The sequence below is a fragment of the Pseudomonas sp. ICMP 460 genome (assembly GCF_002723595.1).
Classification (GTDB): Bacteria; Pseudomonadota; Gammaproteobacteria; order Pseudomonadales; family Pseudomonadaceae; genus Aquipseudomonas; species Aquipseudomonas kitaguniensis.
Window position 1 is genome coordinate 205,855 of sequence record NZ_LKBR01000046.1, and the last position, 23,146, is coordinate 229,000.

Annotated in this window: 20 protein-coding genes and 1 pseudogene; 9 read left to right on the plus strand and 12 right to left on the minus strand. The window is 61.6% G+C overall.

The window, feature by feature from the left end:
* Window position 1: 1 nt before the first annotated feature.
* From AO240_RS23550 to AO240_RS23560, 3 genes are read left to right on the plus strand one after another with little or no spacing between them, the layout of a single operon-like run.
* Window positions 2–1,609, plus strand: coding sequence for a carboxyl transferase domain-containing protein (locus AO240_RS23550; protein WP_099239681.1), 1,608 nt, complete (start codon window positions 2–4; stop codon window positions 1,607–1,609).
* 15 nt (window positions 1,610–1,624) lie between these two features.
* Window positions 1,625–2,431 (plus strand): gamma-carboxygeranoyl-CoA hydratase, encoded by an 807-nt coding sequence (locus AO240_RS23555; protein WP_099239684.1) that lies wholly within the window; start codon window positions 1,625–1,627, stop codon window positions 2,429–2,431.
* A complete protein-coding gene (locus AO240_RS23560; RefSeq protein WP_099239686.1) occupies window positions 2,428–4,353 on the plus strand; it encodes an acetyl/propionyl/methylcrotonyl-CoA carboxylase subunit alpha in 1,926 nt (641 codons plus the stop codon). The genes AO240_RS23555 and AO240_RS23560 overlap by 4 nt, the downstream gene beginning before the upstream one ends.
* Here AO240_RS23560 and AO240_RS23565 read toward each other — a convergent pair.
* Complete coding sequence (locus tag AO240_RS23565) at window positions 4,350–4,985, minus strand: LexA family transcriptional regulator (RefSeq protein ID WP_099239688.1); 636 nt, start codon at window positions 4,983–4,985, stop codon at window positions 4,350–4,352. The two genes, AO240_RS23560 and AO240_RS23565, sit on opposite strands and share 4 nt — an antisense overlap.
* Before the next feature lie 130 nt (window positions 4,986–5,115).
* Here AO240_RS23565 and AO240_RS23570 point away from each other — a divergent pair, with 130 nt between their 5' ends.
* Window positions 5,116–5,469 (plus strand): DUF6124 family protein, encoded by a 354-nt coding sequence (locus tag AO240_RS23570; protein WP_099239690.1) that lies wholly within the window; start codon window positions 5,116–5,118, stop codon window positions 5,467–5,469.
* A 466-nt stretch (window positions 5,470–5,935) separates the two neighbouring features.
* The gene (locus AO240_RS23575; RefSeq protein WP_099239692.1) at window positions 5,936–7,087 is read left to right on the plus strand and encodes a M14-type cytosolic carboxypeptidase; all 1,152 of its coding nucleotides are present in this window, start codon (window positions 5,936–5,938) and stop codon (window positions 7,085–7,087) included.
* Between the two features lie 64 nt (window positions 7,088–7,151).
* Here the strand turns inward: AO240_RS23575 and AO240_RS23580 are convergent, their stop codons facing one another.
* From AO240_RS23580 to AO240_RS23595, 4 genes and pseudogenes are all read right to left on the minus strand, one after another.
* Window positions 7,152–7,691 carry a cytochrome b gene (locus tag AO240_RS23580; RefSeq protein WP_099239694.1) on the minus strand — a complete coding sequence of 180 codons (540 nt, stop codon included), beginning with the start codon at window positions 7,689–7,691 and terminating at the stop codon, window positions 7,152–7,154.
* Window positions 7,688–8,770 carry a catalase family peroxidase gene (locus tag AO240_RS23585; protein WP_099239696.1) on the minus strand — a complete coding sequence of 361 codons (1,083 nt, stop codon included), beginning with the start codon at window positions 8,768–8,770 and terminating at the stop codon, window positions 7,688–7,690. Before AO240_RS23585 ends, AO240_RS23580 begins: the two co-directional genes overlap by 4 nt.
* A gap of 122 nt (window positions 8,771–8,892) precedes the next feature.
* Entirely contained in the window at window positions 8,893–10,191 is a 1,299-nt protein-coding gene (locus tag AO240_RS23590) for a hypothetical protein (RefSeq protein ID WP_099239698.1), read from the minus strand.
* Window positions 10,184–11,791: pseudogene (locus tag AO240_RS23595) on the minus strand (amino acid adenylation domain-containing protein). Before AO240_RS23595 ends, AO240_RS23590 begins: the two are co-directional and overlap by 8 nt.
* Window positions 11,792–11,987: 196 nt before the next feature.
* Between AO240_RS23595 and AO240_RS23600 the strand changes: the two are divergent.
* Complete coding sequence (locus AO240_RS23600) at window positions 11,988–12,494, plus strand: sigma-70 family RNA polymerase sigma factor (RefSeq protein WP_099239700.1); 507 nt, start codon at window positions 11,988–11,990, stop codon at window positions 12,492–12,494.
* On the plus strand, window positions 12,491–13,228 hold the full coding sequence (locus tag AO240_RS23605) for an anti-sigma factor (protein WP_099239702.1): 738 nt from the start codon (window positions 12,491–12,493) through the stop codon (window positions 13,226–13,228). The genes AO240_RS23600 and AO240_RS23605 overlap by 4 nt, the downstream gene beginning before the upstream one ends.
* Here AO240_RS23605 and AO240_RS23610 read toward each other — a convergent pair.
* From AO240_RS23610 to AO240_RS23640, 7 genes are all read right to left on the minus strand, one after another.
* Complete coding sequence (locus AO240_RS23610; protein WP_177445862.1) at window positions 13,225–14,175, minus strand: spore coat U domain-containing protein; 951 nt, start codon at window positions 14,173–14,175, stop codon at window positions 13,225–13,227. The two genes, AO240_RS23605 and AO240_RS23610, sit on opposite strands and share 4 nt — an antisense overlap.
* A 59-nt stretch (window positions 14,176–14,234) precedes the next feature.
* Entirely contained in the window at window positions 14,235–16,529 is a 2,295-nt protein-coding gene (locus tag AO240_RS23615; protein ID WP_099239726.1) for a fimbria/pilus outer membrane usher protein, read from the minus strand.
* 137 nt (window positions 16,530–16,666) lie between these two features.
* Window positions 16,667–17,455, minus strand: coding sequence for a molecular chaperone (locus AO240_RS23620; RefSeq protein ID WP_058415589.1), 789 nt, complete (start codon window positions 17,453–17,455; stop codon window positions 16,667–16,669).
* Between the two features lie 25 nt (window positions 17,456–17,480).
* A complete protein-coding gene (locus AO240_RS23625; protein WP_099239704.1) occupies window positions 17,481–17,981 on the minus strand; it encodes a spore coat U domain-containing protein in 501 nt (166 codons plus the stop codon).
* Between the two features lie 4 nt (window positions 17,982–17,985).
* Entirely contained in the window at window positions 17,986–18,528 is a 543-nt protein-coding gene (locus AO240_RS23630) for a spore coat protein U domain-containing protein (RefSeq protein ID WP_099239728.1), read from the minus strand.
* Window positions 18,529–18,546: 18 nt separating this feature from the next.
* Window positions 18,547–19,089 (minus strand): spore coat U domain-containing protein, encoded by a 543-nt coding sequence (locus tag AO240_RS23635; protein ID WP_099239706.1) that lies wholly within the window; start codon window positions 19,087–19,089, stop codon window positions 18,547–18,549.
* Entirely contained in the window at window positions 19,083–19,574 is a 492-nt protein-coding gene (locus tag AO240_RS23640) for a spore coat U domain-containing protein (RefSeq protein WP_177445863.1), read from the minus strand. The genes AO240_RS23635 and AO240_RS23640 overlap by 7 nt, the downstream gene beginning before the upstream one ends.
* 214 nt (window positions 19,575–19,788) lie before the next feature.
* On the opposite strand from AO240_RS23640, the gene zapE reads away from it, so the two are divergent.
* A complete protein-coding gene (zapE, locus tag AO240_RS23645) occupies window positions 19,789–20,883 on the plus strand; it encodes a cell division protein ZapE (protein ID WP_099239710.1) in 1,095 nt (364 codons plus the stop codon).
* A gap of 39 nt (window positions 20,884–20,922) precedes the next feature.
* Entirely contained in the window at window positions 20,923–22,218 is a 1,296-nt protein-coding gene (locus AO240_RS23650; protein ID WP_099239730.1) for a protein kinase, read from the plus strand.
* Window positions 22,219–23,146: the final 928 nt, after the last annotated feature.

Genomic DNA, 23,146 nt, shown 5'->3' on the forward strand with positions numbered 1-23,146 from the left:
CATGGCCACTTTGCACACCCAGCTCAACCCGCGCTCGGCGGAATTTGCCGCCAACAGCGCGGCGATGCGCCTTCAAGTCGACGCGCTACACACATTGCTCGCGCATGTTCAGCACGGCGGCGGCGCGAACGCGCAGGCACGGCACACCGCGCGCGGCAAATTGCTGCCGCGCGAGCGTATCAATCGCTTGCTCGACCCGGGCTCGCCGTTCCTTGAACTCAGCCAGTTGGCCGCCTATCAGGTGTATGGCGAAGACGTGCCCGCCGCTGGCGTGATCGCCGGGATCGGCCGCGTGGAAGGCATCGAATGCATGATTGTCGCCAACGACGCCACGGTGAAAGGCGGTTCCTACTACCCGCTCACGGTGAAAAAACACCTGCGCGCGCAGACCATCGCGGAGCAAAACCGCCTGCCGTGCATCTACCTGGTGGACTCCGGCGGCGCCAACCTGCCGCGCCAGGATGAGGTGTTTCCCGACCGTGAACACTTCGGGCGCATCTTCTTCAACCAGGCCAACATGAGTGCCCAAGGCATTCCGCAAATTGCGGTGGTGATGGGCTCGTGCACCGCTGGTGGCGCCTACGTGCCGGCCATGGCCGACGAAGCGATCATGGTGCGCCAGCAGGCAACCATCTTTCTCGCCGGGCCGCCGCTGGTAAAAGCCGCGACGGGTGAAGTGGTCAGCGCCGAAGACCTCGGCGGTGCCGATGTGCACTGCAAAATCTCCGGCGTGGCCGACCACTATGCCGACAGCGACGAACACGCGCTGGCCCTGGCGCGGCGCAGTGTGGCCAACCTTAACTGGCGCAAACAAGGGCAACTGGTGCAACGCACGCCGGCGCCGCCGCTGTACGCCGGCGAAGAACTGTACGGGGTGATTCCGGCGGATGCCAAGCAGCCGTTCGATGTGCGCGAAGTGATCGCGCGGCTGGTCGACGCGTCAGTCTTCGATGAATTCAAGGCGCTGTTCGGCACCACACTGGTGTGCGGGTTTGCGCATTTGCACGGCTACCCGATAGCGATCCTCGCGAACAACGGGATTCTGTTCGCCGAAGCCGCACAAAAAGGCGCGCACTTCATCGAGCTGGCCTGTCAGCGCGGTATTCCCTTGCTGTTCCTGCAAAACATCACCGGCTTTATGGTCGGCCAGAAGTATGAAGCCGGCGGCATTGCCAAGCATGGCGCCAAGCTGGTCACGGCCGTGGCGTGCGCCAAGGTGCCGAAGTTCACGGTGATCATTGGTGGCAGCTTTGGTGCCGGCAACTACGGCATGTGCGGTCGCGCCTACGACCCGCGCTTTTTGTGGATGTGGCCGAATGCACGCATCGGCGTGATGGGTGCAGAACAGGCGGCCGGCGTGCTGGTGCAGGTCAAGCGCGAACAAGCCGAACGCGCCGGTGCAGCGTTCAGCGCCGAAGAGGAAGCCGCGATCAAGCAGCCGATCCTCGACCAGTATGAAACCCAGGGCCACCCTTACTACTCAAGCGCGCGGCTATGGGATGACGGCGTCATCGATCCGCTGCAGACCCGCGACATGCTGGCGCTGGCCCTGTCCGCCGCGCTGAATGCGCCCATCGAGCCGAGCCGCTTCGGCGTGTTCCGCATGTAAATGGAGCTGTACCCCATGAGCGATTTCAACACCCTCGAACTGATCACCGACAGCCGTGGTTTTGCCACGCTGTGGCTTAACCGTGAAGCCAAGAACAACGCGTTCAATGCGCAGATGATCCGTGAACTGATCATCGCCCTCGACCATGTGCAGGCGGATGCGTCCTTGCGTTTTCTGCTGCTGCGCGGGCGCGGCAAGCACTTCAGCGCCGGCGCCGATTTGGCCTGGATGCAGCAATCCGCCGAGCTTGATTACCACACCAACCTGGACGACGCCCGCGAGCTGGCGGAGTTGATGTACAACCTGGCCAAGCTGAAAATACCCAGCCTGGCCGTGGTGCAAGGCGCGGCCTATGGCGGTGCGCTGGGCTTGATCAGTTGCTGCGACATGGCGATTGGGGCGGATGACGCGCAGTTCTGCCTGTCGGAAGTACGCATCGGCTTGGCTCCCGCGGTGATCAGCCCGTTCGTGGTACAGGCTATCGGCGAACGCGCCGCGCGGCGCTATGCGCTGACCGCCGAACGCTTCGGCGGCCAGCGCGCACGCGAGCTTGGCTTACTCGCGGAAAGTTACCCGGCGAGTGAACTGGATACACACGTCGAACAGTGGGTCAGCAACCTGCTGCAAAACAGCCCGGCGGCAATGCGCGCCAGCAAAGATTTACTGCGTGAAGTGGGTAACGGCGCCCTCACCCCGGCGCTGCGCCGTTATTGCGAAAATGCCATCGCGCGGATTCGCGTCAGCGCCGAGGGCCAGGAAGGCTTGCGCGCTTTCCTGCAAAAACGCCCGCCGAGTTGGCAAGCGCAGGAGCCGCGGTCATGAGCACACTGACCACGTTACTCGTGGCCAACCGGGGCGAGATTGCCTGCCGGGTGATGCGCACGGCCAAAGCGCTGGGGTTGACCACCGTGGCCGTGCACAGTGCCACGGACCGCGATGCGCGCCACAGCCGCGAGGCGGATATTCGGGTGGATTTGGGTGGCAGCAAAGCCACCGAAAGCTACCTGCAAATCGACAAGCTGATCGCCGCCGCTCAGGCAAGTGGCGCCCAGGCGATTCATCCGGGTTATGGCTTTTTGTCGGAGAACGCCGATTTTGCCCGCGCGATTGAAGCGGCGGGGATGATCTTCCTCGGCCCGCCCGCCTCGGCGATTGATGCGATGGGCAGTAAATCGGCCGCCAAGGCCTTGATGGAAGACGCCGGTGTGCCGCTGGTGCCGGGTTATCACGGCGACGCCCAAGACCTGCAAACCTTTCGCGATGCCTGCGCGCGTATCGGCTACCCGGTGCTGCTCAAGGCCACGGCCGGCGGCGGTGGCAAGGGCATGAAGGTGGTCGAGGATGTAAGCCAACTGGCCGAAGCCCTGGCGTCGGCCCAGCGCGAGGCGCTGTCGTCTTTTGGCAATGCGCAGATGCTGGTCGAGAAATACCTGCTAAAGCCGCGCCATGTAGAAATTCAAGTGTTTGCCGACCAACACGGCCACTGCCTGTACCTCAATGAGCGCGATTGCTCGATTCAACGTCGCCATCAAAAGGTCGTCGAAGAAGCGCCTGCGCCGGGCTTGAGTGTTGAACAACGCAAGGCCATGGGCGAAGCCGCGGTGCGTGCGGCGCAGGCTATCGGTTATGTGGGCGCGGGCACCGTGGAGTTCTTGCTCGACGCTCAGGGTGAGTTTTTCTTTATGGAGATGAACACGCGGTTGCAGGTGGAGCATCCGGTAACAGAGGCGATCACCGGCCTCGACCTGGTGGCCTGGCAAATTCGTGTCGCGATGGGTGAAGCGTTACCGATCACTCAGGCGCACGTGCCGCTGATCGGCCATGCGATCGAAGTGCGCTTGTACGCCGAAGACCCGGCGAATGATTTTCTGCCGGCCACCGGGCACCTCGCGCTGTACCGTGAACCTGCCGCGGGGCCTGGGCGCCGCGTCGACAGCGGCGTGCAACAAGGTGACAGTGTCTCGCCGTTCTACGACCCGATGCTCGGCAAGCTGATTGCCTGGGGCGAAGACCGTGAACAGGCGCGGCTGCGCTTACTGAGCATGCTCGATGAGTTTGCCGTGGGTGGGCTCAAGACCAACCTGAGCTTTTTGCGGCGGATCATCGGCCATCCGGCGTTTGCCGCAGCGGAATTGGACACCGGTTTTATTGCGCGCTATCAGGATCAGTTGCTGCCGGTAGCGGGCGCGTTCAGCGATGCGTTCTGGCAGGCGGCGGGCTCGGCGTTTGTTCAGAGCTTGCCGGCAGGTTTTGGGCCGTGGGCGGATACGCGGGGTTTTCGCGCGGGGCTGCCTGCCGAGGTGTCGGTGCATTTAAGCTGCGCAGGGCAGCATCGGCTGGTAACGCTGAGTGGCAGTACCGCACACCTGCACGGCGAGCAGTTGTTGATCGACCATAACGGCGTGCGCCGCGCTCACTTGGCGGTGCGCCGCGAAGGCTGTGTGTACTTGCGCTGGGACGGCGAACTGCACGCGGTCAGCCTGTTTGACCCGATTGCAGCAGTGGCGGCCAACCCGTCACAGCAGGGTGGCCTGACGGCGCCAATGAACGGCAGTATCGTGCGCGTGCTGGTGGAGGTGGGCCAAACGGTGCAAGCCGGTACTCAACTGGTGGTGCTGGAGGCGATGAAGATGGAGCACAGTATTCGCGCGCCGCACGCAGGAAAGGTCAAGGCGCTGTTTTGCCAGGAAGGTGAAATGGTTGCCGAAGGCAGTGCCTTGGTCGAGCTTGAAACGGCCGGCTAAAACTTCGCAGTGGCTTGCACGACAACCCCGAGCATTCGGCAGTCGTCGGTGAACAGCACTTTGGGATAGGTCGGGTTGAGTGGCACCAGGTACAACTGGCCACTCTCTTCCAGCAACTGGCGAAAGGTTGCCTGAAGGCTATTTGCCCATTGGGCGACCACCAGCCTGCCAGGTTCGGCGGCGATGGCCGGGTCCACCAGAATCATCATGCCTGCGCCGATGCTCAGGCCACTGGGGGCGGTCATCGCATCACCCGTCACGGGTAGCCAGAACGCTTCGCCCTGGGCGTGGTAATCGCTCAGCTCGAAACGCGCCACTTCGTACACCGCGCGTTCTTCACGGATTTCGCAGAGGCCTCTCCAGTCGCTGACCGGGTAGCGAAAATACGGGTTGTAGTGTTTTTTCGGGGCCGGCGCTTCGTCGTCTTTCTCACGAATTTCCAGCGCGACTTCCAGGTAACCCAAGCCCAGCTCGGCGAGTACCCGGTTCATATCCGCCAGGCTCGGCACGCGGCGCTTGTTAAGCCAATGGCCGACACCGCCCTGCGACATGCCCAAGCGCTCGGCGAGCTCGTCCTGCGTGACCTTGCGGTCTTTCATGTTGGCTTTGACCAACGCAATCCAGTTATCCATGGGACGTGACAATACGTTGGGTAATTTTCATGACAATAAACAGTTTGTAGTAATCCATCAAATGACATAAATACGATTCGTACTACTATCAGAGGCAGGTTTTCGACATTCACTCAGAGTAATCACCTTCATGACGACTAGCCCGTATCACCTGCCCGGCGCGCCGCAAGCTGACGAACTGCTGGAGCTGCGCAGCAGCGGCGCCGTACGACGCGCACTGGACTATTACTTGAAAGAGGATGTGTCGGTGCCGAGCGCGGACGAATGTTTTTTCGCCATCAAGCCCGGCGTCAGCCATGAAGAAGCTCTGGTTCACGCCTCCGACCTGCTACGCAGTGCGGCAGCAGCAGCCTACGAATCGGCGAACAGCCGTCAAGGCAACCAGCGAGACCTGGCCTTTTCGGTGGTGTATTTGATTGATATAGCAAAAGCGATGGTGGAGCAGACATTGCGCGCGCCGGCCGCTACTCAGCTCAGCGTGTAACGGGCGCAACCGAAAAATATTTCTATCAGGCCGACAAAAACATTTGACTTGCAAATGATAATGATTATTATTGGACCCAGCTGATCGCGAGATCAGTCGATAGACCAAGAGACCTTAGGTCGGACTCCTGGAATATCTCCTCATCAGGCTAATCACGGTTTTTGACCCGGCTCTTTGGCCGGGTCTTTTTTTTGCCAGTTTTTCTGGCATGGCTTCAGGCTAATGAAGACTGTGTGTTGCTTGATGGCGCGCATGGTAGCAAAAGACAATCGCCAAAAGAAAGCCGAACGAACGCTCTAGCCCGGTTCTTTGCGAAATAGCGCTTGAGAATCAATCTCATAGATCCTAAGCTGCCGCGGCGTCAGGGATGACGCCCCCTTCCCTCGCGCAACACTTTTGCACCAGGATTTTGCCTGACTCCTGTGTAATATGTCCGCCACAACACTCATATTCAGGCAACCAGACTATGACCGTGGCCTTGACCTCTATCAAGATCAGCACCAACTTTGACAGCGGCAACATCCAGGTGCTGGATGCCAGCGACGCCTTTCAATTGCTGCTGGCAATCAAGCCCGATACGCGCAGCGCGCATTTCCAATGGTTCCACTTCAAAGCTGAAGGCATGCACGTGGGCCACACCCACACCTTCCGCCTGAGTAACGCGAGCCATTCCTCGTATAAAAACGCGTGGAGCGGCTACAACGCCGTGGCTTCCTACGACCATATCAACTGGTTCCGAGTGCCTACCCGTTTTGATGGCGACACCTTGCACATCAGCCTGGAGACCCGCGAGAAACACGCGTGGATCGCCTACTTCGAACCCTACAGCCGTGAGCGCCACGACTGGCTGATCGACCAGGCCTTGAACCGCGCGGGCACCCGCTTGCTCGCTACCGGCAAAAGTGCAGAAGGCCGTGATATTCAACTGTTGCGCCGTGGCAAGGGTGGCGAAGGCCGGCGCAACATCTGGATCATCGCTCAGCAACACCCCGGCGAACACATGGCCGAATGGTTCATGGAGGGCATCATCGAACGCCTGCAACAAGACGGTGACGTTGAGCTGAAAAAGCTGCTGGCCGTCGCCGACCTGTACCTGATTCCGAACATGAACCCGGACGGCGCCTTCCACGGCCACTTGCGCACCAACGCGATGGGCCAGGACCTCAACCGCGCCTGGCAAAGCGCCAGCCAGGAACTCAGCCCCGAAGTACTCTTCGCCCAAGAGCAGATGGAAAAATACGGCGTCGACCTGTTCCTCGATATTCACGGCGACGAAGAAATCCCTTACGTCTTCACTGCAGGCTGCGAAGGCAACCCGGGCTACACCCCGCGTATCGAAGCGCTGGAAAAACGCTTCCGCAGCCACTTGAGCGCGCTGACCCGCGACTTCCAGACCACCCATGGCTACACCCGCGATTTGCCGGGCGAAGCCAATATGACCTTGGCCTGCAATGCCGTCGGCGAACAGTACGACTGTTTGTCACTGACCCTGGAGATGCCCTTCAAGGACAACGACAACGCGCCCAACCCGCACACAGGCTGGTCGGGCAAACGCTCGATGCAATTGGGCAAGGACGTCTTGAGCAGCGTGGCCGATATAGTCACGGCCCTGCGCTGAACATTGTTTGGATCGGCTCTGAATGAAGCGGTTGTGGCAAGCGAGCTTGCCACCCAAACCGCCGTCAGTGCTTGCTGCCGGTCATGCTTTGCAGCACGCCATCACGGCGGATCAGCCCGTGGAACAACGCCGCCGCCAAGTGCAGCAGCACGGTCAGGAACAACAGGTACGCCAGATAACCGTGAGCCTTGCGTAGCAGCGCAAACAGCGGCGCGTCTGCACCCACCAGCGCCGGCAATTGCACTGAACTGCTGAGCATCACCGGGTCACCCGCCGCCGAAATCATCGCCCAGCCGAGCAACGGCAATATCAGCATCAGCGCGTACAACAGCACGTGGGACGCCTTGGCTGCGAGTACTTGCCAGAGTGGCAAATCGGCAGGCAGCGGCGGTTGCCGGGTCGAAAAACGCACGATCAGCCGCACGATAACCAACGCCAGAATCGCAATCCCCAGCGGCTTGTGCAGGTCAATCAGCCACTCATGACGCTGCGACACCGACGCCGCCATGCCCGCACCGATAAACAGCATGGCAATCACCATCAGTGCCATCAGCCAATGCAGCAGACGAGCCAACGGCGCGAAAAACCGTGGTTGAGCATTCATGGCTTCGACTCCTGAGGGGCACTGTGCAGCGGGTTGACTTCACCGGCGCGGCGTACGTACGAGCTGGCATACGCTGCCGAACGTGCGGCCAGCAACGGGTCGCTGGAGGCTTGGATACCACTCGGCAAAACCAGCGGGTCGTAGTTGATGTCACGGCAATCGCCGTCCGCTTGCGGTTGGCTGCTTTGCAGCACCAGCGTGCCGGCATTCAGCACTTTGTGCTCGCCGGCCCAGGCCTTGCTCGCATCGTCGACTGGGTCGCCCGGGTTGGCCAGCGTCATGTTCAACTGCCAACGCAGCGGCCCTGAAGCCAGGCGCTGCACCAAGTCTTTTTCAAGGAAGTCACCGCCCGACGGCGCGGTGTCACCCGGCGTATCCTGGCTTTGCGGCACCACGCCCCACCGCACAGCCTGGCGCTTGCCATCGGCGCTCACCAGGTAAAACGCATTGATGCCGTTGTACGTTTCAGTCGCATAGCTGGCCGAGGGCTTGGCAGTTTTGACCCAGGCCAGAAACGAAGCGGTCTCCGGGTGCGATGCAAAAAACGCCGGCATGTTTGCCGGGTTCGGCTTGCCGGTCGCCGGGTCTGGCGCGCCGGCCTTGAGCATCTGGTAGAACGCCTCAACCGTGCCCACCGGGAACACCGGCATGCTGTTCATCCCGGTGCGCCATTGCTGGCCGTTGGCCTGGCTGAATTGCACGGCGAAACTGCGGATTGGCACACTGCTGTCCGGCGCATAAGGGTTGCCGCTGGGCAAGGCAAAGCGCCCGATCACCGGGGTTTTAGCCTCGCTGAACACCTGTGCAGCGGAATACGCACGCGCCTCGGCGCTGCTCTCGAAATAACCCGCCACACAGACGCCCTTGGCATGGTTGCGTCGGAATCCAGGGTGCACGCCGTTATTGGTTTCCAGCGCATTAACCAAGGTTTTCGGGCGCAGGCGCTGTGGGTCGAGAGTACCGTTGACGTAGGCAAATGCCCCGGCCACAACCGCAACCACGGCTCCGATACCGGCGAGTCGCGCGATCAGGCTCGCAGTGCTCAACGGCGGACGGGGCGGTGATGAGTGATCTACCATGAATAACTCCAGGGCGCTTGGCCACAGTGGAAAGAGCTATGAGACGAACCAGATGCAGGTCTATTCCATTTTCACTGTAGCTTTTTTCAAGGTAGATGCACGGCCGACGCAACACCCGTGTTTCAGGAATCCCAGATCGCGCCATAGGCGGGTATTCCACGCGCCTCAAGCGCTTCCACCACGCGCTGTGTCAGCGCCTGGTTGGCGATACAAATCACCGCCTCCGCACCAACGGCCTGCACCGCGCCGTAAGCCAATTGCAGCAGATCGGGCTTGCCGCGTTCATCGGTATCCCAGATCAATGCGCCGGGCTGGGCGCGTAGAATTTCGTCGACCAAGGCGTCGCCATAGGTTTTTCTCGGGCTGCGAGTCGACCAAATCAGCTGGATCGGCGTTTTAGCGGCCAACAAATGCGGCATCACCGGCCCAATGCCACTGCCCGTGGCGATGTACACGACGGACTTGAACAGGGTTTCCACGTTGGCCACACCGGCAGTGGTAATGCCCTTGACCCAGACGTGTTGGGGCAGGTCCTCAATGAAGCGCCCGGTCCAATCGCCGGCTTTGGAAATGATCAGGCGAAACCCTGCTTCGCCCGGTGCAGGAATATTCGCAAATGAATGCCACTCAAACAGTGGATGGCGACTGAGCGCAGTGGCCGAACCGACAAAGGGCGTGGTGTGGGTAAAGCGCGTAACCACCGCATGCCCTGAAGGACGCACGTGTTCGATGGCAACCTTTCGCAGACGCAACCAAGGTAAAGCGATGCTCAGCGTTAGCAGCACCAGCATCCAGAAAGACGCGCTGTGCAGCAGGTTCGACGAGGACTCGTATGACGCCAGCAGCGCCAGCCCCCAGAACAGCAGCAGTGCGCTCCAACCGGCAAACCGGTGGACGCGCTCGAAACCATTATGAAAGCGGCCACGGATCTGCGGCTGAGCCATGATTACCATCAACATCAGCAGGCTCAGCAGCACACCGCTTAACCACAACCAGGCCGGCGAAACGCTGCCCGGTGCCTGCACATATCGCGCGATCTGAACGCCGACCATCACCGTAAACCAGGCGGTGGCGGCCAAGGCTGCGCCGCTGTGCAAACCACCGAAGTGGTAGACCTTGGCTGCGCTGCGACGCACGCGCAGCGGCCATGTCAGCGGTACGCGTGTCGCCAGCCAGAACAGCGCATTGATCACGTATTGCTGACGAATCAAAATGGCAATCGACAGGTTGAGCAACACCATGTCCGACAGCACTTGAACATTCATGGCCTGCAGGTTCAGGCCCATCAGCACAAACGCCGCGTTACCCATCAAAATCATTGCCGCCAGGCGGTTGTAGTAAGAAAAAATCCGCAATGACGTCCAGCGGCGCCATAACGCGGGCTTGGGCGGGACCACGGTGAGTGTCAGTAAATCAATCACGACCGGCGTCCTCGGATGAGAGCGCCGCCAAGGCCACGAACCGCTCCCGCGCCCGTTGCAGCAACACAGCCTTGTCGATCTTGCCCCTGGCGGTCATCGGGAAGTCCTTGACCGCGTAAATAGCCGAGGGCACGCAGTAGTAGGCCAGGCGCTGTTCGCACTGGAACCTGCACGCGTCAATATCGGCGTCGGCCGGTGAGACAAAGGCCACCAAGGTGCGGCTGTCCAATTTAAGCGTGACGGCGCGCGTGCAACCCGCAGCGGCCTCCAGGGCCGAAGACACCGCGTCCAGTTCCACCCGAAAGCCGCGAACCTTTACCTGATCGTCAACACGGCCCAGGTGCTCAAGTCGCCCATCGGGGGTCCACCGCCCCAAGTCTCGCGTGCGAAACATCATCGCCTCGCCACCCAAAAAAGGGTCCGGGCGCTAACGTTCCTGGGTCAGCGGGGTATTGTTCAGGTAGCCCACCGTGACGCCCATGCCACCCGCCCACATTTCGCCGATTGCCCCCAATTCACAAGCGCGGCCCTGTTCGTCGAGCACATACACCGTGTTATTGGGCGTCGGCTGGCCGATGGTTAACAACGTGCCGGGCACATGCAGGTGCAACGTATTGACGATGGTGGTTTCGGTGGGCCCGCAGCCGTTGTAAAACTCACAATGCGTAGCCCACAGATCGGCCAGCGCTTGGGAACAGGGCTCCCCCGCCACCGCGACCACACTCATGACCGGGCACTGCTGCGGGTCGAGGCTGGCCAGTATCGAAGGCGTCGCGATTAACACATGGCACTGCGTAGCGGTCTGCGCAATGTCTTTGCCGCGAATCAACAGCGTTGCCCCATGGGCCAGGCAACCGAGGATTTCCCAGGCCGCCATGTCAAAACCGATGTTGAGGATCTGCCCCACGTTGCGGCCAGGCGCCATGCCCATCTGGCCTGGCTGGGTCAGTAGAATATTGCATACGTTGCGGTGACTGACACACACGCCATTCGGCCGCCCGGTAGTGCCGGAGGTGAACAACACGAAACACAGGTCATCGGTGTCGGTGGCGGCGAACACCTGATCATTGTCTTGCGCCACCCAAAGCTCTTCAGCCAGGAACGTATCCAGGCACAGGCAGCGATCGGCCGCTTCTGCGGGCATGCGCTCAGCCAGGTGCGACAGCGTCAGCACCACCGGGCTGGTCAATGCGTCGAGGACCATCGCCAGCTGCAGGCTCGGCACGATTCTGGCGTCCTGCGGCACGTACGCAGCGCCCACCTTCAACACGGCTAAAAGCCCTACCACCATTGGGATTGAGCGCTCGACGAACAACGCGACCGTGTCGCCGCGTTTCACGCCCAATTCAATCAGGCGTACGGCCAACCGATTGGCTTGGCGGTTGAGTTGTTCATAGCTGATACGCTGGCCCGCCCACACGGCGGCGGTCGCTTGCGGCGCCAGCGCCGCTTGCATTTCAATCGCGTGGTGCACACGATCGAAGGTCGGCTGGCTTGTCGGGCCACATCCCCATTGCTCAAACAAGACCCGCCGCACGGCAGGCAAGTGAGCCAGCGCAGGCCGGGAAAAAAACTGAGTATTGATTGGCGAAAATGTCATGAAAAAACCCTCGTATGTTTATTGCCAACGCTGTTCCGGCAAGTACGAGGGTTGATTGGTGGGCCAATCAGACATTACAGGCACCACAATCCTTAAGGCATTACCTACCTGCAGGGCGAAATTTCTTATGCCGCCTGTGGGAATAACTTACAGCGGCGAGCGTCTACACCTGCACAACCGGCTAGACTCGCCCCCCATGCATGAACTCGACGAACAGTTACGTGAACTCATCCCCAGGTTGCGGCGTTTTGCCGTGTCCCTGACCCGTAACGCCAGCAGCGCCGACGATTTGGTGCAGTCGAGCCTTGAGCGCGCGATCACCCGTTGGGCCGACAAACGCAGCGAAGGTGACGTGCGCGCCTGGCTGTTCTCGATTCTTTACCGGCAGTTTCTCGATGCCCATCGGCGCAGCCGGCGTTACGCACGCATGCTCGAATTTATTACCGGCCGTGACGACGCGCAGCCCTCGGTGGAGCGCACGGTGATGGCCCAATCGGCCCTGCAAGCCTTCGACCAACTCAACACCGAGCAACGCGCCTTGCTGCTCTGGGTCTGCGTCGAAGGCTTAAGCTACAAGGAAGTCGCGGCTATCCTCGAGGTGCCCATCGGCACCGTCATGTCGCGCCTGTCACGCGCGCGTCAAGCCTTGCGCCAACTCAGCGATGGCGAAATTGCCAGCCCTTCCCTGCGGATACTCAAATGATCAGCCTGCCCCCCAGCGAACGCGATTTGCATGCCTACGTCGATCACCAACTGTTGGAAAGCGACCGCCGTGTACTCGACACCTGGTTGGCCGCGCACCCCGACGTGGCAGCCCAAGTGCAGGCCTGGCAACACGATGCGCAGGTGCTGCGCGCCGCTTTGAGCGGGGTTTTGCAACAACCGGCCAACCCCGACCTGGACCCGGCGCTGATCCGCCAACGCATCCAGCATCAATCGCGCCGCCACTTCGCAACCGCCGCCGTGCTGTTGATCGCCGTCACCCTCGGCGGCCTGGGCGGCTGGCACGCCCGCGAAGCGACCCAAGCGCCGATGTTGCCGATGGCCGACGCCATGCAGGCGTTCCGCCTGTTTGCCCAGGACGGCATCATGCCGGCCGATTTCAAGGCCCAGGGCAGCAGCAACATGCAGGCGTGGCTCGACCGCTACTTCAATCAGGCACACCGCCTGCCCGACTTGAGCGCGTCAGGTTTTACACCGGTCAGCGGGCGCCTGCTCACCACTGAACAAGGCGCTGCGGCGATGGTGCTGTACGAAGACACACAAGGTCGGCGCATCAGTTTCTACATTCGCCCGCCAGGCCCGGAAAACGGCTTTTTGCCGCGTGGCAGCCGCAGCGCCGATGGGCTGCAGGCTGAGTACTGGTCCGGTGCCGGGTACAACTATGCCGTGGTCAGCGCGAACGATGAGCCCACCGCAAAGATGCTCAAGTTCTAGAACCCCACGTCCAGCACGACGTTGTCGGTATAGGTGCCGGCCGGTGGCGTGGGCTGATCGGTGTAGACCTTGGCGTTGTAGTTGAAAATCTGGCTGCCGGTGCCCAGGCCGTTGCCGGGGTTGACCTCGGCGGTCGAGCTGTCCCGCCGCGCTGCGCCGACGCTGCCCCAGCGCGTGGTGCCGGCGCTTTTGAAGATGTCGTAGGCGAGGTAATGACTGCCGGCAATCATGCGCCTGCGCCCGCCCACGCTGACCGGGTTCTGGCCATCGCTGAGGCCTACCGTGTAGGCGCTGCCTTTGGTGCAGGTGATACTGATGGTCTGCGCGCTGACGGGGGTAAAACCGCTCACCACCGGCGCGCTGCCAAAGCTGATATTCGGCGCGGTGATCTGGCAATCGTTGGTGACGGTCATGCTGACAGTCATCGCCGACGTGCCGGTGCCGGTATCACGCCCCGCGCAGATGCCACCGAGGCCAATGCCGGAGCAATAGTTCCAGTTCCAGGCAATGCTCAAGGTCTCGCTGTACAGCCCCGCAGCCACGTTGCTGCCGGTAATACTACTCACGTACAGCGGGAGATTTTTTGCGCCCGGCCCCGCCACCAGCCCAAGGGTTTGAGCGATGCCGCTGGCGGCGCCAAAATCAAATTGGCTGTTGCGTGTGATCGGATAACTGGTGGTGTTATTGCCGTAGAGCGTGTAGCCGATCACATCCCCCGTCGGCCCGACCATGCCACCTTGGGCAGAGCCCGTCACCGTGGCATAAAAGTGGTCAGTGGAGACCAGCAGCGAGATCAGTGTCGAGGTACAGCGTAACCCCGCGTTAGCGCTGGAACTGGCCTGCGCGGCAGTGCGCACGGTCATCGAACTGATCGAGCCAAAACTCACCGGGGTCGGGGTGACCACCGAACACAGCGCCATTGCCTGCGCCGAAAACATCAGCCCCATCAGCCCCACAAGGTACAGCCATCCCTTGCCTCTCACCTGCGCGCTCCTTGTTCAGCCCCTCATTGGCAGACCAACGGCCCGATCAGCGGCACGTCCTGTTGTTGCTCATCAATGTCGAACGTCGCCTGGCAGGTGCGCCCTTCACCCAAGGTCACCTGCAGCGTGTTGTGCGCACTGAGGTTTTCCAGGTACACCAGGCCATCCCAACCCACCACCGCCTGCGTGTTGCTTTGTTCGTGGACGACCAGGCTGCCCAGCGGTAAATCCTCATGCTGGTTGTCCACCAGCGTGATGCTCGCGGCGATCACGCGACGCAACGGAAACGCCAACAGGTAACCGCTGCCACGCCGCACCGAGACGCGTTGCTCCACGTTCGCACTCTGGATATTCGGCGGCAGGTTCAGCGGGTCGATTTCGTACTTGCCGCGGTAATACGCGCTGCTCCACGGCACCAAAAGATGCCCGTTGCGGTCGGTGTGGCCCACCAGTTGGTTCTCGTAGCGCACCGGAATACCGGCGAAACCCTCGGTGCTCACCACCACGAAGGCGTCGTTGATGCGGTTGGCGGCAAACGTATTGCCGCCCATCCACACCAACGAACCGCTGGCATCTGCCCAGCGCGTCTCGGCGTCGCTGCTGCCGTACACGCCGGCCTGCAACTGCACCGATTGCAGGCGCCAGGTCAGGTCGGCCTGGCGATAGGTCGGGCCATCGCCTTGGGCGTAGCCGAGGTTGTAGCCCACGCCGCCTTCGCTGGGCACCGCACTGCTGTAATTGACGCGTTGGCGACTGGCGCCGTCTTTGCCGCGCTCGCTGCTCACGGCTAGGCTGCCACTGAGGTCGAACGGAATGACCAATTGCGCCTGCATGGCCCAGTTGCTGTCACCTACTTCGCGGTTGCCCGACAGGTAAAAACTGGTGTTGCGCCACAGCGGTTTACTCCAGCTCAGGTTAAACAGCCGCGTGCGCGAATCGTCGGCCGCCTGCACATCGAAGTAGCCAACGCCCAAGCTGCCAAAGCGCTCCAGGTTGAGGCTTAACGTCACCTGCTCGCTGCGCTTGCTGAGGCTGGCGTAGGGCGTATCGACCAGGCTCAAGTCGGCGTATTCATCGCGCCGTTCGACGCGCTGGTACGACAGGCTGTAGCGCGTGCTGTTGTACTGGTAACCCAGGCTCAGTTGCTGGCCGGTGCGGCCTTCGAACTGGCTTTGGGCGACGGCCGTATTGAGCACGCCGACGTTACCCAGGCGCAGGTTGCCGCCCAGCCCGCCGAGCGTCAGGTCGCTGGCGGCTTCGGCATGGCTTTCCAGCGTCAGGTTGTCGGAGTAACCATAGCGAAAGGTGGCGCTGGCAACGCCCGGTCCGTAACCGAAATCACGCAGGGTGTAATCGCGGCGCAAGGTCCCGGCGGCCACCGAAAAATCCGACAGGCCTTGTTGCAACAACGTGCTGGTGACGTAGAACGGCACGGTGGTCGAGACTTGGCGACCCAAGGCGTCGGTGGTGACGACCACCGCTTCACCGGCGCCGTTAATGAACGGAATATTGGTCAGCGTGTAAGGCCCCGGTTGCAGCAGCGCGCTTTCGGACTTGTAGCCGTTGATAAACAGGTCAACCGAGGACGGCACTGCCGCTTCGCCAGCAAATTGCGGCAAGGGATAAGTGACCAGGTCCGGGCGCACCGCAAAATCGCGCGACAGTTGCACCCCGCCCAGTCGCACCGAACTGCTCCAGGGCAGCGAGCCGCTGATCACATCACCCGCCTCATAGGTCAGCAGCCGCTCGTCATCCGAGAACCGCCACGTGGTGTCGTAACGCCGATAGCCGTTGTTGAGCGTGCTGTCGCTGACGCCGCCGATCAGGGTTTGGCGGTACTGCCCGGTGGTCGACAAGGTGCCCCAGTTATCGAACAGCCGCAGTTCGCTCCACCCGGCAAGGTAACTGCCACCCTCATCGGTGTCGTTGAAATACACGTCATAGTTGAGCAATGCGCCAAAGCTGCTCATGGCCTGAGTGCGCGGGTAGGCATTGCGATTGCCGATGAACTGTTCCTGCAGCCACGAAGGCGGTACATCCAGCAACAGGCGCTGGCCGTTACTGTCGTAGTCGCTGTGCAAACCCGGCAGCGCGTCCAGGGCGATGCTGCCGGTGAGGTCGCCCGGCAATTTCATGCCCACGTCCTGTAACGCGCTGGCCGGTACATAAAGCTGCCCGGCCCGTTGATCAACCGCAATAACGCGGCCGGTGTCCATCTGGTTAACCACCAACTCCAGAAACAGTTGTGCATCGGCAACAGCCTCCAGACTGCTTGGGGGCGGCGGCAAGTCGCCGGCCACGCCCGGCGGCGCAATCATTGCGCCGCACAGCCCGCTCACCACTACCACCGACGGCCACTTACAACGAGCCCAACCACGGCTCCATGGCGTTGTGTCCTTCAATGGACATCTCCATCCTGTTGAACCCGGGAATAACCCGTCGCGCTATAAAACCGTTACCGCTTTGGCGCCAGACTCTCCAACTGCGGCGCGCCGTTGATGCGCACCTGCAACGGCTGATCGGCGGACACCGCGTCCGGTACCGGCCAGCGCATGGTCGCGCCGGGCAGCACATAACCGAGCAGGCCATCTACCAGCGGGCGGGGCTGCCCGCCCTGCTTGAACGAGGCATCTGTGAGGCGCGCATGCACCGCGCCCTGGTTGCGCACCTCAATGTAGGTGCGCCCAGCCACATTGACTTTTTGCCAGCTCAGGTCCGGCTTGCCGGCGCCCTTGGGGTCGCGCTGGCGGGTAGCATCGTCCTTGCTCCACAGGCCCGCGCCGTAGGCGAATAACGGCACCGAGTAACGCATCTGGAAGCGAATCGCCGCGGCGGTATTCTTGCCCTCCGGCGGTGTTGGCACCTGCAGCGCCGAGGGGATTTCATCAATGATGATGCGATAGGCGAGCTCCTGCCCCGGCGGCACTTCACGGGTGCGCGTCAGGCGTACCAGTTGCTTTTGCCCGGGCTCGATTCTCGCCACAGGCGGGCTGCCGACCACATCGCGCTGGTTTTGGTACTGCTCGTCAAAACCACTCTGGCTCCAGGCAAACACCCGAATCTGCAGGCTGGCCGTCTCGCTGCCGCGGTTTTCCAGCCACAGCGCGCTGGCCTGTTGGTCGGCTTCCAGCACCGGGTCGATGGGCCAGATCAGCACCGAACTCGCTGCCTGCACAAGCCCCGCCGAGCACACGGCAGCCAAGGCAACACCCGCGGCCCACAGCCGCCGGGAAGGTGAACGCATAAACCCACTCCTTATACTCATAGCCCTACCACGACAACTGCACCTGCAGCGTATCGCTGTACGTCCCCCCAGGCTGATTGCCGGGTAACTGCACCCGCCCGTAAATCGGCAAGCTGATGGTGGTTGCGTCGCTGTAACTGACGTTGACGCTTTGACTGATGCCCAGGCTCTGACTGAACGCCGCATCCCTGAATAACTGGTAGCCCACGCGCGCGCTACCGCTGTTGTGCTGCATATTGCGCCCGGTGCTACTGTGCAACCCGCCGTCGACGCTCATGCTCAGCGTCACGCCCGGCGTGCATTGCAAGATCACCGCGCTGGTCAGCGCCGCACTCACCGTGCCGGTGGCGAGGGCTGAATAACTGCCGTAGGCCAGCGCGCCATAGTTGGCACCTGCGCCCACGATCAGGCAGCCCGGCGTGACCGTCGCGCTGACTTGAAAGCTCTGGCTGGTCACCGCCGCCAGCGGCAGCGGCACTGCAAACGCACAGGCCAGCAATGCCTTTAGCCACACCGAGCGCGTCATGGCGTCAGAACGTCAGTTCTACGGCCACCGTGTCGGTATACGTGCCCGCTGGCAGCCCTGCTTTGCCCACCGCGCGGCCGTAGAGGTTGACGGTTTGCGCCGTGCCGGTACTCGCCGCCAGGGTGATCACGCCGTCGATAGCCAGGAGCGCGGAGTGCCCACTGTCGGTGTAGAAGTCATAGGGCACGAAGTTGCCCGCACCGTCGGCCAAGGCACGCGTGCCGCCTGGCGAGGCGTTATCATGCGCGCCGGCACGCACCTTGACCGTCGGCGTGGTGCCGGCGGAACACAGCACCGACAGCGCGCCGCCCGTACCGGTGCCGCCCAACAGTTGCGCGTCGGCGTTGGTGAACAAGCTGTTGGTGGTGCCGAAGTTCAAGCTACCGAAGTTCAAGCCGGTGGCCGCCCCGGAACCGTTGACCTGGCAACTCGCGATCAGCGTCATGCTGGAGGTGATCTGCCCGGTTACGGTGGTCGCCGCGTTGAGGCTGGAGGCCATCGCAAGGCCCAGCGCGCAGACGCCTATTCGAGATACTAATGTGTGCATGATGGTCATCCCTTTGAGTTACCAGTCCAGTGTCACGGTCAACGTGTCGGTGTAGGTGCCGGCAGGCAGGGCAGTTGTATTGGCCACCACGGCGCCCCACACCGGGATGGTCATTTGTGTGCCATCGCTGGCGACAAAACTGTGTTGCTGGCCGATCCGATAGGGAATGCGCCCCAGCGGGTCGGCCATCAGTTGATAATCGATGGTCTGGCGGCCGTTGCTCAGGCGCCGCGTGGTGCCAACGGCATTGGTGCCGCCGTCAATGGTCACGGTGAAGCTTGCGACTGTCGGGTTGCATGACACCGACAGCGGCGCTGTACCGCTGGCCGACAGGCCCGCGCCCAAGGGGTTGCTCCAGGTCGGCCCCTGGCTGCCGAAGTCGAGCATGGCCGTGCCGCCCGTCGGGCTGACCGGCGCCGTGTCAGTGCCGCGGCTGACTTCGCAACTCGCGGTAACCACCATGCGCGCCTGGATAAACCCGCTGGCCACCGCCGCCCGGGCGTACTGCGCCGGCAGCAATAAGCTGCCCATGGCCGCCAAGGCCAGAAACCGGCTTACCATGTGACCGTGACCTTGAGCAGGTCGGAATAACGACCGACGGCCGGGATGCCTTTGAGCGGTTCGATTCGGCCATACAGGGGCAAGTCGACGGAGCCTGAGTCCGGCACCCGCCCGCTGAGCGGCACATCCACCGGCAACGGGATCAACCGCGCAGGGTCTGCGTAGATACGATAGGGAATGGGTTGACTCGAAGGGGTTGCGGCGCTGAGGTAGCGCACTTCGCCGACGCCACCATGCAGCCCGCCGTCGACGCGCACTTGGTAAGGCGTGTCGGGGTTGCATTCCAGGCGTGGCTGACGCTGGCTGATCAGCGCCGCACTCAAAGGCCCGGCCGGGTCATCCAGACGCGCGCCGCTGCCGAAATCCAATACGCCCAGTTGCTCGATGCCTGCGCTGCGGGTGGTGCCCACCAGTTGGCAGCCACGCTGCACGTCGATGCGCACCACCACCTGAAGCTGCGCGGCGTACACCGTACTGCAGAGCATCGTGCCCATCACCGCCAATACTGCTCGTCCCTTCACTGCCCCAATTCCTTATACAGGGGTAACGCCTGACTATGAGGTTAGCCACTGGCAGAAAAACCGCCAGTCCAAACAGGTTTTTGCCCGCAACCGACTGTTGCGCAATAACCGGCTCTATTGGTCAAATCGCGGCGGGCGTCCTAAAGTAAGCCACCACCGAAACACAGAGTGACTCGCATTGGCCGTGTTTTCCCTGATCCAGCGCCTGTTTGGTCACAACGCCGAACCCGTCGGCGCATCGCCCATCCCCGCTTACTTTCAGGCCCAGGCCGAGCAGCTGGGCTATACCCTCAGCGCCGGCCAAAGCCAGGCGATTGCCGCCCTCGCCCGCGAAGCCGAGCACCTGCTCGCCGGCCAGCCCACGCGCAGCCTGTACCTTCACGGCCCGGTGGGGCGTGGCAAAAGCTGGCTGCTTGACGGGTTTTTCCAGGCGCTGCCAATTGCCGAGAAACAGCGGGTGCACTTCCATGCATTTTTCGCCCGGCTGCACCGGGGCATGTTCCTGCACCGCGAGCATGATGATGCCCTGGCCGTGACCCTGGATGAGCTGTTAGCGGGTTGCCGCGTGCTGTGTTTCGACGAATTCCACGTCCACGACATTGGCGATGCGATGCTCATCAGCCGGTTGTTCAAGGCGCTGTTCCGGCGCGGCGTGCTGGTGCTGATGACCTCCAACTACGCGCCGCACGGGCTGCTGCCCAACCCGCTGTACCACGAACGCTTCAAGCCGGTGATCGACCTGATCGCCGCGCGTATGGAGGTGCTGGAAGTCAATTCAGACCAGGATTTTCGCAGCTTGCCGCAGGCCCATGCGCAACAGCGCTTCAGCACCGGCCAATACGTGTGGCCGGGCACCACGCAGCAGCGCGAGGCGTTGGGGTTACCCGCTGCCGATTGCCCGGCGCAATGGTTGACCGTCGGCACCCGGCAATTGACCTGCCGCCGCCATCATGCCGCTACCATCGCCTTCACTTTCAACGACCTCTGCGAACAGCTCACGGCGGTGATGGATTACCTGCTGCTGTGCGAGGACTTCGACCACTGGATCATCGACGGCCTGCCGCCACTCGCAGACTGCCCGATCGCCGTGCAACAGCGTTTTATCAATGTGGTGGACGTGCTCTACGACCAGGATAAACGCCTGACACTGATCGGCCAGTTGCCCTTGGCTGAAGCGCTGGAAGGCCAGGCCATTGACCTTGCGCGCACCGCCAGCCGCCTCGGACAATTGCAAACGGCGCGCGCGCAACCCGCGCCCGACCCGGTATCATGAGCGCCTTTTATGCCCTCTTGCCGAGTGACCGCGCCGCCGATGAATACCCTCGCCCAACTCAAGGCCGGCCAACTGGCCGGAATTACGCGCCTGGACCTGTCCTGCGGGTTGACCGAATTCCCGCAGGAAATCTTCGAGCTGGCCGACTCCCTGGAAATCCTCAACCTCACCGGCAATGCCCTGAGCAGCTTGCCGGATGACTTGCATCGCCTGACGCATCTGCGTGTGTTGTTTTGTTCGGACAACGCCTTTACCACGCTGCCGGAATGTCTGGGCCAGTGCGCAAAACTGAGCATGATCGGCTTCAAGGCCAACCAGATCAGGCATGTACCCGAAACCTCTCTGCCGCCGCAGTTGCGCTGGCTGATCCTTACCGATAATTGCATCAGCCAATTGCCCAGCGCATTGGGCGAACGGCCGTTGCTGCAAAAACTGATGCTGGCCGGCAACCAACTCGCGCACCTGCCGCAGAGCCTGGCCAACTGCGCCAACCTGGAGCTGATTCGCATCGCCTCCAACCGGCTGACCCAACTGCCGCCCTGGCTGCTGGCCATGCCCAGCCTGACCTGGCTGGCCTACGCCGGTAACCCGGTGGAGATGGCCGTGGAGGTCGCGGCTGATGAGGCGACGGCGAACATTCCCTGGTCGCAGTTGGTGCTGGGCGAAGTGCTGGGCGAAGGCGCCTCCGGGATCATTCGCAAGGCGCAGTGGGCGCCGGCGGCCAAGCCGGTTGCGGTCAAACTGTACAAAGGTACGATCACCAGCGACGGCTCGCCGCTGCATGAAATGCAGGCCTGCATCGCCGCCGGTTTGCACCCCAACCTGATCAAAGTAGAAGGCCGCGTGGTTGACCACCCGCAAGACCAGGCCGCCTTGGTGATGGACCTGATCGACCCGAGCTACCGCAACCTCGCCGCCCTGCCGAGCCTGGCATCGTGCACCCGCGATATTTACCAACCCGACACGCGTTTCAGCTTCGACGTGGCCTTGCGCATGGCCCGCGGCATCGCCTCGGTGGCCGCGCATTTGCACCGTCACGGCATCACCCACGGCGATTTGTACGGCCACAACATCCTGTGGAACGAAGCGGGTGATTGCTTGCTTGGCGACTTTGGCGCGGCGTCGTTCCATGCCACGGCCGACACCCTCGAAACCAGAGCATTGCAACGCATTGAAGTGCGCGCGTTCGGCGTGTTGCTGGGGGAGTTGCTGGAGCGGGTTGAGGCGGAGTCAAGTGATCAGCGGCTGCTGGAGCTGCACAAAAACTGCTGCCAGCCCGACGTGCTGGCACGCCCAAGCTTCGAAGAAATCGAAGCGCTGCTGCAGTCTATCTAACAGCGCCAAACCAGTGTGGGAGCGGGCTTGCTCGCGATGGCGGTGGGTCAGTCAACTCATGTATCAACTGTAAAACTGCTATCGGGAGCAAGCCCCCTCCCACAGAAAGCAAAAAAAGCAGATCTGCTATTTATGCAAAACCCGCCCTTGATCTGCTTCAACCACTCAAGCTTCGAAGAAATCGAAGCACTGCTGCAGTCTATCTAACAGCGCCAAACCAGTGTGGGAGCGGGCTTGCTCCCGATTGCGGTGGGTCAGTCAACTCATGTATCAACTGTAAAACTGCTATCGGGAGCAAGCCCCCTCCCACACAAAGCAAAAAAAGCAGATCTGCTGTATACTCAAAACCCGCCCTTGATCTGCTTCAACCACTCAAGCTTCGAAGAAATCGAAGCGCTGCTGCAGTCTATCTAACAGCGCCAAACCATTGTGGGAGCGGGCTTGCTCGCGATGGCGTTGAGTCAGTCAACTCATGTATCAACTGTAAAACTGCTATCGGGAGCAAGCCCCCTCCCACACAAAGCAAAAAAAACAGATCTGCTGTGTACTCAAGAGCCGCCTTTGACCTGCTTCAACCACTCAAGCTTCGAAGAAATCGAAGCGCTGCTGCAGTCTATCTAACAGCGCCGAACCATTGTGGGAGCGGGCTTGCTCGCGATGGCGGTGGGTCAGTCAACTCATGTATCAACTGTAAAACTGCTATCGGGAGCAAGCCCCCTCCCACAAAAAGCACAAAAAGCACACAAAGCAAAAAAAGCAGATCTGCTGTGCATGCAAACCCGCCCTTGATCTGCTTCAACCACTCAGGTCGGCTTTCAGGCCACCGTGCTCTTGCTTTTGATCTTGATCTTGATCTGAGAAGCGCCCCGTTAAACCACGATGGCCGCACGCAGGCTTGAATCCGTGGGTAACCCGGCAGGACGCCGGG